The organism is Streptomyces sp. RP5T (assembly GCF_003933965.1).
Lineage (GTDB): Bacteria > Actinomycetota > Actinomycetes > Streptomycetales > Streptomycetaceae > Streptomyces.
In genome coordinates this window covers 1-483 of the sequence record NZ_RSAJ01001273.1, presented here as the reverse complement: position 1 = coordinate 483, position 483 = coordinate 1, and the positions used below count along the sequence as shown (strand labels likewise).

At 76.2% G+C, this 483-nt stretch carries 1 pseudogene; it reads left to right on the top strand.

The annotated features are described in order from the left end of the window. A pseudogene (locus EHS43_RS45785) lies at positions 1-441 on the top strand (carboxylesterase/lipase family protein); the annotation flags it as partial. Positions 442-483: the final 42 nt, after the last annotated feature.

Genomic DNA, 483 nt, shown 5'->3' with positions numbered 1-483 from the left:
GCCGATGCCCGCCGCGGCGCCTCGTACGTCTACGAGTTCGCCTGGCCCTCCCACCTGCCCCGCCTCGGCGCCTGCCACGCCCTTGAGCTGGGCTTCGTCTTCGACACCGGGGACACCCCCGAGTCGGCCAAGCTGGCGGGCGAGGGCGCCCCGGCCGAACTCGCCGACGCCATGCACGGGGCCTGGGTACGCTTCGCCACCGACGGCGACCCCGGCTGGCAGGCATGGGACGCCACCCATCCCGTCCAGATCTTCGGCAAGGGCGACCCCCACCTCGTGTCCGGCCCGCGGGACGGCGATTTCGCGGTGTGGACGGCGGACTCGACCACCGAGGCGACGGCCCCCGTCGCGGAACCGCCGGAGGGCTGGCCCTCCCGGACCGCGGAGCTCCGCTCGGTCGTCCGACGACTACGACGCACGGGCCTCGCCCGGCGCCACTGAGGCCGGTCCCGCCGGGGGCCGGGTGAGGGGCGCGCGTATCGC